General features: G+C 46.6%; 2 protein-coding genes. One reads left to right on the plus strand and one right to left on the minus strand.

What is annotated here, in order from left to right:
- Positions 1–61 precede the first annotated feature (61 nt).
- Positions 62–295 carry a hypothetical protein gene (locus ACR0M9_RS21075; RefSeq protein WP_480774604.1) on the minus strand — a complete coding sequence of 78 codons (234 nt, stop codon included), beginning with the start codon at positions 293–295 and terminating at the stop codon, positions 62–64.
- A 255-nt stretch (positions 296–550) separates the two neighbouring features.
- Between ACR0M9_RS21075 and ACR0M9_RS21080 the strand changes: the two genes are divergently transcribed.
- Positions 551–892: a hypothetical protein gene (locus ACR0M9_RS21080; RefSeq protein WP_480774605.1), complete on the plus strand. Its 342-nt coding sequence runs from the start codon at positions 551–553 to the stop codon at positions 890–892.
- Positions 893–1,212 lie beyond the last annotated feature (320 nt).

Consider the following 1,212-nt stretch of genomic DNA (forward strand, 5'->3'; position numbering starts at 1 on the left):
CGCAGACGCCGGTCGGGGCAAAAAAAGCTTGTCCGGTGAGCAGAGTAAGGCGATCTTCACGTCAGACGGCATGCCACTTGGGGAATGTCGGTTCAGAAGTAACGGCATGCCACTCGCCGGATTCATGCAGCTCTCTCAAACCGGTATTTAAAGCTTCTACCAAGGCCTCAGCCTCTGGGTTTCCCTGGTGCAGCGCAACTTGAAGAGGGACTATGGTGCTTAATACCGGATTTTCCGAAACGTCATTCTCCAAACCCAGTCCCGACAACATCTGTGCCCCAGCACGGGTATCCATGTTTGGTATCAAAAAAGGTTGATGCCTCAAGCATCAACTTGAGCCAAATTCAATGCAATTTCTTGCTATTGAGAAATTGAAAAAAATACTTTCGGAAAAGTTGCACGGGGCAGAAAATATAATTTATACGTTTAGACATTTTTTCTGGAATAGAAAATTCATTACCTAATACTAGACGCAAGCTTGATTAGATATCTGGCGGCCCCCATCAAGTAATCCTCCCGATTACGTTATTGAATGACAATTGGAGATCATATGAAAACACCAAACCTCAATGCCATAGCCGAAAAGGTATGTCAGGATACTTCACGTGAACCTACCAGACCAGCGCACCTCGCAGCACTTGAGCATTTCAACCGAAAGCAACGGCAGTCGTATCCGAATGGAGAATTCGACGGCGACCGACGTTATTTCCTCACCACCGAGGAGCAGAGGGCCCGTTGCGACGAAATCCTAAGTCCTTCACGTGCCTACCCATATTCTGAAATGGTACATGGTAGCAGCTTGCAGCGTGTAGCCGAACTTTTCGATGCAGACGAGCTAAATGTGCGTTGGTTGACAAAGCGTATCGAGAGCGAATTAAAAACAGCTACCTAGCAACCAAACGCAGCCGCATCAATTCAACAAATAACCTGAAGATCAGAATAAGTGATAAACGCCCGTTTATCGCAGAATCTCGCTTTGTCCAATAAAATCTGAGTTGTGCCAAAGCACCATCGTCACCGAAAGGAATTGGATATTATGACGAAAAAAACTCAAACAATGGAGATTTTTTTCAAGGACTCAGTGCAAGAGTATTTGACGCTCTCGCCGATGAAACCTGACCTTGGACCTGTCCCGTTTTTGTGCCGCCCCAAGTGCTCGTTTAAGCCACTTTCCTTTCGAATGCGACAGGGCTTTTCCAGCCCAATGCTGAG

The organism is Ruegeria sp. CH2 (genome assembly GCF_056537065.1).

Bases quoted from the DNA above. Each gene is read 5' to 3' on its own strand.
- ACR0M9_RS21075 (WP_480774604.1), bottom strand. From the start codon at position 295: ATGGATACCCGTGCTGGGGCACAGATGTTGTCGGGACTGGGTTTGGAG.
- ACR0M9_RS21080 (WP_480774605.1), top strand. From the start codon at position 551: ATGAAAACACCAAACCTCAATGCCATAGCCGAAAAGGTATGTCAGGAT.